Origin of the sequence: uncultured Legionella sp., assembly GCF_937871865.1 — a bacterium.
Taxonomy (GTDB): domain Bacteria; phylum Pseudomonadota; class Gammaproteobacteria; order Legionellales; family Legionellaceae; genus Legionella.
In genome coordinates this window covers 1-8,612 of record NZ_CALMPD010000123.1, presented here as the reverse complement: position 1 = coordinate 8,612, position 8,612 = coordinate 1, and the positions used below count along the sequence as shown (strand labels likewise).

The following is an 8,612-nucleotide window of genomic DNA, read 5'->3' as shown; positions in this document are numbered from 1 at the left end:
TTCAAAATATCAATAATTAAATAACAAAAAGCAAATGTAATCAGAGCCAATCCACTGGACCATAGGACAAAAGAACTGCTCCACAAATTCTTATTAATAGGAAAACTGAAATCCCATATCCAACCCAATAAAAGAAAAATCCCTCCCACTAAAAACATAACAAAACATTTCTTTTGACTGGACATGGAATGCAACAATAAGCTGCCGGTTAAAACACCAGATAAAGTTGTTGCTACAGAGGGAAGAGTACTAAAAAAACCTTCGGGGTCATAAGTCTTAGCCAATAAATGGTATTTCGAAAAAATGAGCTGATCCAAATAAGAAACCCAACTCGCATCCATAGTTAATTGGTTTGTTCCGTAACCTGGTACAGGAACCAAGGTCATCACAAACCAATAGCCCCATAAAATGCCCAGGAATATCAAGGATTGCGCTTTAATGGTTGTGTTCAAATAAATAAAGCTGCAGATCAGATAACACACCGCAATCCGCTGTAATACCCCATAAACTCTGATCGTATGGATATCTATAGTAAAGTGAGGAAATATATTTAAAATGAGTCCGAGAACAAACAAAAGAATACTTCGCTTAAAAACGCCCCGATAAATTTCTGATTTATCATGCAGTCCTTTACTTTTATTTAAACTGATAACACTAGTCAATCCAACAATAAATAAAAAAAATGGAAATACTAAATCAGCCAAAGTACAGCCATTCCATTGTGCATGTTCTAAAATTGGGTATGCATACTGATTTCCCTGGCTATTAACTAAAATCATTAAAACAATAGTTAAACCACGAAATACATCAAGAGATAAAATTCGTTTGGTTGGTACTAAAATGGCGCTCATATAATGAAGTAAGTCCCGCCTCTATAAAATGAGAAGAGTAACACTATGAATGATAGATAAAAAGTAGCAATAAATTAATTTCAAAATACTATATGAAAACTGTGATGAGAGGCACTATGATGTTGACACCGCAGTGAATTGTATTTTCGGGTGCAATTTTGATGAAATAAAAAAACTCTATTCCATGCCAGTGATGCGCCCGATTATTTAGTTCCCAGATTATGGAGGACCAGAGTTGAATTCTAATAAAATTTTTTTGCTCGTTGAGAAACACGAAATCATAAAATCATAGAATTACACCATTGCACATCTGATACTAAATCTTCGTATTGAGTTTTCGCAAGATCAGCAAGCAAGGTATCTTCAGTTTTTTTGGGTTCAGTATTTTTCAGTGCCAGAATATTTTGATGGGTTTCAATAAAATGTTGAATATTTCGAGAAACCTCACTGACTGGGACGTAGTATACCCTTTCAGGGGCCCACATTTCGTCATCCTCCTCCGGATCCCAGGTCCAATTTTTCTGTAGCGTACAACTTTTTGTAAAATTACCTCGTTTGACGCATTCATTATCATTCAGCTCTATGAATCCGCCTTTATTATCGGTGCTGATGGAGCAATGATAAGGACGCGAAGCATGGTTTTTCTGGAACAATAAAAAATCTCCAGGCGCAGGTAATGAATCCGTGGAAAACTGTCTATAGTTATCTAAAGATTCTTTAAAAAGAGCATGTGCAAGTGTCATTTCGACTTCGTTCGTCAGGCTTTTTTCATTAATTTTGTAGATAATATAACAAAGGTCATTAAGCTGTTTTTCTGATACCAATCCGATATCTTTTAGAGCTAGAAAACAAAAATCCCAACAACATAAATGGGGTTGATCGCCACTATTTCTCTGATCATTCGGTGCGGTCTTTGTTTGGGATGAGATAAATTTTTCTGCGACTGCTTGCTTTATTGGGGCAGGGATTTCGCCGATGGTGTCACAAAAATTTAAAATAAAATCATTTGCTGCGGTGTATAAAAAGGAATAGGATACATAATACCCACTACTTGAAATATGCATTAACTTCCCAGTATAAGCTGAAGCAGCAAGAATTAGCTTATGACCTAAATCGCGATTAGATTCATCGGATGTTTTAAATTTTTAAAAAAAACTCAAATTACTATTTGATTCTAGTTTTCTTTTCATCGCTTTTCTCCCTTTAAGATCTCCGTTTCCATTATAATTGTGTCAATATTAAGGAATGATGATGGGGACATCGCAAAAAATGATTCTGATTAAGGGGCCTTATAAAGTATTTTCAGCGTGAAATTATGGACTTGGAGACAAGTTAAAAGCAAGTGTTTCCACCAATATAAGGTTTAATTTGATTGATGATTGGTTCTTAGTATTTTGAAAAATAAGAGAAAAACAGTAGAATTCAAGTCTTTTCGTAGGGAAGATCACATTACTTGTAAACTTTATTCAATATGATAAGGTCCTATACGTGTGGAACATATCAATAAGTATCGAATTACCGCCACTTGTTCAGATAATGGAGAAAAGGAATAATTTCGCTGCTTATTGGGTCGTTACATACGTGATTTCAACTACTTAACATAAAAGGATGAATATGCCTCAATGGTTAACCGACTGCTTAAAAACAATGACTGATTGCCTGGGAGTAAAACCCTACGCCTCTTCTACCGGTCATAGAAATGCAGAGCGCATTAATGCAGGAACCGAAGTAATAGGTTCGAGTCTGGAAACATTTTCACCTGCAGGAGAGATACCGACGAAACTGGCTCAATCTATTACGTCGCTCTATTCATTATTTCGAGCAGATACTGTACTTCCTGAAAAGGCAATCCATTTAGTGCAATTTGGTATTTCGTCTGCCCAATTAGGGCTGGCCATTACACTCCTTTTTAATGGCAGTATTTGCACAGCAACTGACACTGAAGTGTGTAAAGCGATATTCCTACTGCAGCTCTTATATCGCGGTACTCTCATGGTAGGCTGGATTCCCAGTGAGTTTTCTAAACAACCTTATGAAGAACCAGCTGAAGTACAGGCACAATTAAATCCAGTATAAATGACAGAAACGTTTCATCAGATGATAAGGGAATTGCATTTCAATTGATTGAGGCTGGGCTAAACGAAGTGCAGCCCTCCCATCTTGCAATCAAGTATCCAATTGAATAGTAATGTCCCTTGCATCAGATAAACCATGATCATCCACAACACGTACTACATATTTACCGGGCTTGGCATCCCAGAGAAACGTTTCATCAGATTGAGTTTTTGCCACAAAGGCTTCATTAATGAACCAATAGACATGTGCTATTCCGGCATCGGTAACTGCAGTCAGGGGTATTTTATTATTAAGCCTCGTATTAGCTCTGACAATGTAGCTAATTCCCGCTTGTGGTGAAGTAATTTGCGGGTTAATCCCCCCTCTCCCGGCTAAAGCACACTCGGGTTCAAAAAATGGAGGGGTACGCCGTTGTATCCCTGCGCGCTTATATATTTTCAATAAATCTGAAGGCCAGAATTCGAATATTTCAAAACGAGTATTCTCATCAATATGGCAAGTACGTAATCCCGTTCGATTATTGATTGCTACCTCTCTGAAAATTGTATCTGTTTTAATCGGCGACTTCCCAGGTATAAACCAGGTCCACTCAGTATCAAGGCAATAGCGAGTAGGCAACATACCCGAAGCCTTGCATACTTCTACCTTCTCAAGATTCATTGTTTCAGGTTTTTTAGACAAAATCTGAAGCGGTCCCCGTTCATGTTTTATCGCATCAATTAATTCAAAAAATAAAGGTGCCGCGATATCCTTTCCTACAAAAGCGGGGTTTGCTTTATTATCAAAATTACCAATCCACACGGCCAGAATATATGGGCCAAAAGAGCCCACAGACCAGGCATCTCGGTAACCAGATGAAGTGCCTGTTTTCCAGGATACAGGGAAATTAGAGTAGTCTTTGTTTCCAGAATCACCACCGGGAGTCTTTTTTAGCATATCTAAAACAAGAAAACTGGCTTCTGGACTCAGTAATCTCCGCCCATCTGTTTTAGGTTCCTCTTTATAGAGGCGAACAGGTGACCACATGCCGTCATTAACTAACATGGCATACAAACTCACCAACTCCCTCATGGTCAGCTCAACACCACCAAGATTCAAAGACAAGCCATAGAACGATTCTGATCTCAAATGACTAACTTGTGCCTTTTCCAATAATTGATGCAACGTGGGATTATTTAACTGACTGGAAAGATAAATAGCAGGAATGTTTCTACTTAAGACTAGTGCATCTTTTGCTTTAACTGGCCCCATAAAATCATAATCAAAATTTTCAGGATTGTATCCGTTAAAACTATGAGGTACGTCTTTAAGTACTGTATTAGGATGAATTAAGCCCTGATCCAAAGCCAAACCATAAATAAATGGTTTTAACGTAGAACCTGGTGAACGTTTGGTTTCTACAGCATTAATCTGACCACTAATATTTTTATTAAAAAAATCAGCCGAACCGAGTAAGCCTTTTACTCCCATATCGCGTGTATCGACCAACAATACGGAGGCATTGTAAACACCAATAGATTTTTTTCGGGCTAAATAATTTCTGGTGATACGGTTAAGAATCACCTGGACTCTGGAATCCAAAGTAGTATCAATTGATTGTTGATGAATAGAGGAATCATTTAATACCATATTCACCAAATGTGGTGCACTAAAAGGTAAACCGCGAGTAGTTTGCATCACTAATGGCAATCCAAAAGTTTCCTTTTTATCGATGTCTTCCGGGTGATGGACAAGCCATCTGGCATAGAGATGATCTCTGATGGATTTCAAATCACTATTCCCCGGTACTCTTTTTCCAGGGTTTTGGGGAATAATACTCAAGGTCAACGCTTCAGGTAAGCTGATGTTGCTTACTGGCTTGTCAAAATAAACGAGGCTGGCAGCCCCCACACCTTCTACATTTCCGCCATAAGGCGCCAGATTAAGATAAGCCCCAAGAATTTCATCCTTGGAGTAATGCATTTCCAACTGGATTGCTCTGATGATCTGCCAGAACTTTCCAGAGACGTGTTTTGAATTAATTCCGAATCGAAGCCTGGCCACCTGCATGGTAATAGTAGAAGCTCCAACACGACGAGACTTGGCTATATAAGTATGCCAAACCGCTTTAAATAAAGATAAAGGGTTAATGCCTGTATGCCAACGAAAATATTGATCCTCTTGTAATAAGGTAGCTTCTATTAACTGCGGAGAAATCTGGGACAGAGGAGTATATAGACGGTATTTATCATCCTTACTCAAAGTTAATCGCAATAATTGATGATGATCGTCATAAACAGCAGTTGAAAAACTGGTCTCATTCAACAGTAAAGGTTTGGGCGAAAAAAATAATAGGACCAAGCCACTGACAAATAGTAAAACAAAGATTATGCTTAAAGTCTTAATTATTTTCTTCATAATCGATATGATGTATCATAAAGGTCGAATTATATCCAATTTCTATATTGATTACACGGAATCGGACGCCAAAAGAGTCAATTTAAATCAAAAAGGCAATATTTGGAACAAAATTGCCCGTTCAACAAACTTCAAGTCCAAGTGGGATAAATTAACATCATGAACAAAAATCCAGTTTCTTCAATTTTAAAAGTTATAGGGTCAGCTTTTACTTCTATTTTCGGTAAGATCAACTGGAATAGCCCGCCTTGGTTAACCAATTTACAGCAAAAAGCTAAAAAATCTCCCAAACTTTTTTGGGGTTTCACTGCCTTCATCATCGCATTAATTGCCGCAGCCACTTATGGCGCGCACTGGTACAATAGTCTTCCCAAACCAGTCTATGTTACTGCATCAATTACGGCTCCGGGTATTACCGCAAATGAAGAAACGCTTGTTCCTAATAACCTTATCATTGATTTTGGTATAAAAACTAATGATTTTGTTACTCAATCAGTAGCTCCTATTAATTTAATTGGAAAAACGGTCACTGATGGAATAGAAATATCCCCCAAAATTCCTGGTGAATGGAGCTGGAATAGTGACAGCCAGTTGATATTTGTTCCATCAGAAGACTGGCCTGCCAATCAAAAATACACAATACACTTCTCAAAAGAATTTTTTGCGCCTACTGTAAAAATGGGTGGTTATGATTTTTCGTTTTCCACCAAGCCCTTTGAAGCATCGATCACCGACTTCAGATTTTATCAAGATCCAGTCAATTCAGAACATCGAAATGCAGTGGCTACTATTCAATTTAATTTTCCTGTTAATCCACAATCACTGGAAAAAAACACCTCTTTACTCTTTCATTCACAACAGCAGAATTCTAAAGACACTGAAAACCTGAAATTTTCATATACCTATGATGAACATAAACGTACCGCTTATCTTCATTCAGATGACATCAAGATAAAACAAACAGCACGGTTACTGGTTTTAACCTTAGGCAAAAACATTCGCTCATCTACAGATTCAGCCGATTTAGGCAACAACCTCAGCCAGAATCTTTTGATTCCAGATGCCAGTAATTTTATGAAAGTACTCTCCACATCAGCATCAATCATTAGAAACGACAAAGACAGACCAGAACAGGTACTGACTGTAGAAACCAGTCTAGGTGTGAATGAAGCCGATTTTAATAAATCCGTTCATGTTTACTTACTGCCACAAGACTACCCCGCGACCTCTATTGAGGCTGCAAAAACGAATTATCAGTGGCAGAACCCAGGCGAGGTGACTAACAATATCCTGGCTCTGGCGACCCCCTTGTCCAAAGTAGCAATACCCACTGAACAGAATTACTCATCTCTTCATAGTTTTAAATTCGCAGCACAAACGCCCCGCTATATTTACATTAAAATTGATAAAGGAATGAAAGGCTTTGGTGATTTTAACTTAAACACCGATTACGCTGCAGTAATTCCTGTACCAGAATACCCCAAAGAAATCAGCTTCTTGCATAAAGGATCGCTGTTAGCATTAAGTGGGGAGAAAAAACTATCCGTACTTATCAGAGGAGTACCTGCAGTAAAATTTGATTTTGCCCGGGTTTTGCCTGGTAATATCAATCAGCTGGTGACCCAGACTCAAGGTGATTTTAACAATCCCTATTTTATCAATCCCACATTCAATCAACAAAACATCAGTCAAATTTTTTCAGATATTCAACAATTCGACAGCTCTGATTTAACCAAACAGCAATATACGGCTCTTGATTTAAGTAAATATTTAACTGTAGATACCAACTCATCAGGGCCTCAAGGTCTCTTTTTATTACAGGCGACAGGTTGGGATGTCGAAGGTAAATACGCACTGGACGTTAAAGCAAGCCGTCTGATTCTAGTTACTGATATGGGGATGATAGTCAAAGATAACAATGATGGCAGCCATGATGTATTTATCAACTCAATTACTCAAGGCACTCCCGTTGTGGGGGCCAGCGTTACAGTGCTAGGCAAAAATGGTTTACCCATTTTAACTCGCATCAGCGATGCTCAGGGAAGAGTAAATTTTCCCTCGTTGAGAGATTTCGTAGACGATAGAGAGCCTATTGTTTATCTGGCAAACCTGAATAACGATGTATCTTTTATTCCATTCAACAACTACAACCGACAATTGAATTTTTCCAAATTTGATATTGGTGGCATCTATACCTACAACCAGGACTTACAAAGTTTAAGTGCTTATCTGTTCTCCGACAGAGGCATCTATAGACCTGGCGACACAGTACAAGTCGGAATGATAGTAAAACAAGCTTACGCACAATCTCAACCCGCAGGATTACCTCTACAAGCTACTGTAGTTGATGCCAGAGGAACAACGATCAAAGATGAAAAACTCATTTTGAATGATAGTGGTTATATGGAACTGGATTTTACCACGGCAGCAACCTCACCTACAGGTCAATATATGGTGAATCTGTTCCTGGTAAAAGACGGCCATGCCCAAAATCTGTTAGGCTCTACCAGTATAAAAGTATCCGAGTTCCAGCCGGATAGAATGAAAATAAGTTCTAGCCTGATTCCAAAGCCAACAGACGGGTGGAGTTCACCAACCGGATTAAAAGCACAAGTTAGCTTATGGAATTTGTACGGTGCTCCGGCAACAGATAGGAAAATCAGTGCCAAAATTTTACTTACTCCTCAAGAAGTAAGTTTTGACGAATTTCCTGATTATACCTTTGCTGATCCTTTATTCGATCCGAAAAAACCACCCAAAGTATTTACCGAAAGCTTGAGCGATTTGAAAACCGACGATCAAGGCCAGACAGAGTTCGATTTAAATCTTGAACGATTTGATAAAGCAACGTATCAACTGACCTTCTTTGCAGAAGGCTTTGAAGCCGATGGTGGCCGCAGTGTGACCACTCAATCAAAAGCGCTGATTAGTCCGCTACCCTACTTTGTCGGTTATAAAGCTGATGGCGATTTATCTTTCATCAAGCAAAACAGCAGCAGAACGATTGATTTTATCGCAATCAATCCTCAGCTCAGTAAAGAGCACATTGCAGATTTAAAAATACAGCTGGTGTCTCTGCACCCAGTAACAACATTGGTTAAAAAAGCTGATGGTACCTATCAGTATCAATCAATCATCCAATCATCGATAGTAAGTACTAATGCATTTACTATTGAAGAACAAGGGACTAACTACTCTTTACCAACACAACAAATAGGTGATTATTCATTAAATATTATGAATAAAGACAATACCGTTTTAAGCCAATTAAAATTCAGTATTGTTGGG

Annotated in this window: 5 protein-coding genes; 2 read left to right on the top strand and 3 right to left on the bottom strand. The window is 38.3% G+C overall.

The features are described from left to right. Both Q0495_RS06580 and Q0495_RS06575 read right to left on the bottom strand, forming a co-directional pair. Nucleotides 1–851: acyltransferase family protein (locus tag Q0495_RS06580; protein WP_298624267.1), on the bottom strand; the 851-nt coding region annotated here is incomplete at its 3' end. Nucleotides 852–1,129: 278 nt separating this feature from the next. Continuing rightward, the gene (locus tag Q0495_RS06575; protein WP_298624266.1) at nucleotides 1,130–1,915 is read right to left on the bottom strand and encodes a hypothetical protein; all 786 of its coding nucleotides are present in this window, start codon (nucleotides 1,913–1,915) and stop codon (nucleotides 1,130–1,132) included. A gap of 550 nt (nucleotides 1,916–2,465) precedes the next feature. On the opposite strand from Q0495_RS06575, the gene Q0495_RS06570 reads away from it, so the two are divergent. Next, complete coding sequence (locus Q0495_RS06570) at nucleotides 2,466–2,927, top strand: hypothetical protein (protein WP_298624265.1); 462 nt, start codon at nucleotides 2,466–2,468, stop codon at nucleotides 2,925–2,927. 90 nt (nucleotides 2,928–3,017) lie between these two features. On the opposite strand, the gene pbpC is transcribed toward Q0495_RS06570, so the two are convergent. After that, the gene (pbpC, locus tag Q0495_RS06565; RefSeq protein WP_298624264.1) at nucleotides 3,018–5,324 is read right to left on the bottom strand and encodes a penicillin-binding protein 1C; all 2,307 of its coding nucleotides are present in this window, start codon (nucleotides 5,322–5,324) and stop codon (nucleotides 3,018–3,020) included. A 159-nt stretch (nucleotides 5,325–5,483) separates the two neighbouring features. Between pbpC and Q0495_RS06560 the strand changes: the two genes are divergently transcribed. After that, nucleotides 5,484–8,612 (top strand): MG2 domain-containing protein (locus tag Q0495_RS06560; protein ID WP_298624263.1); only part of this gene is annotated, 3,129 nt, incomplete at its 3' end.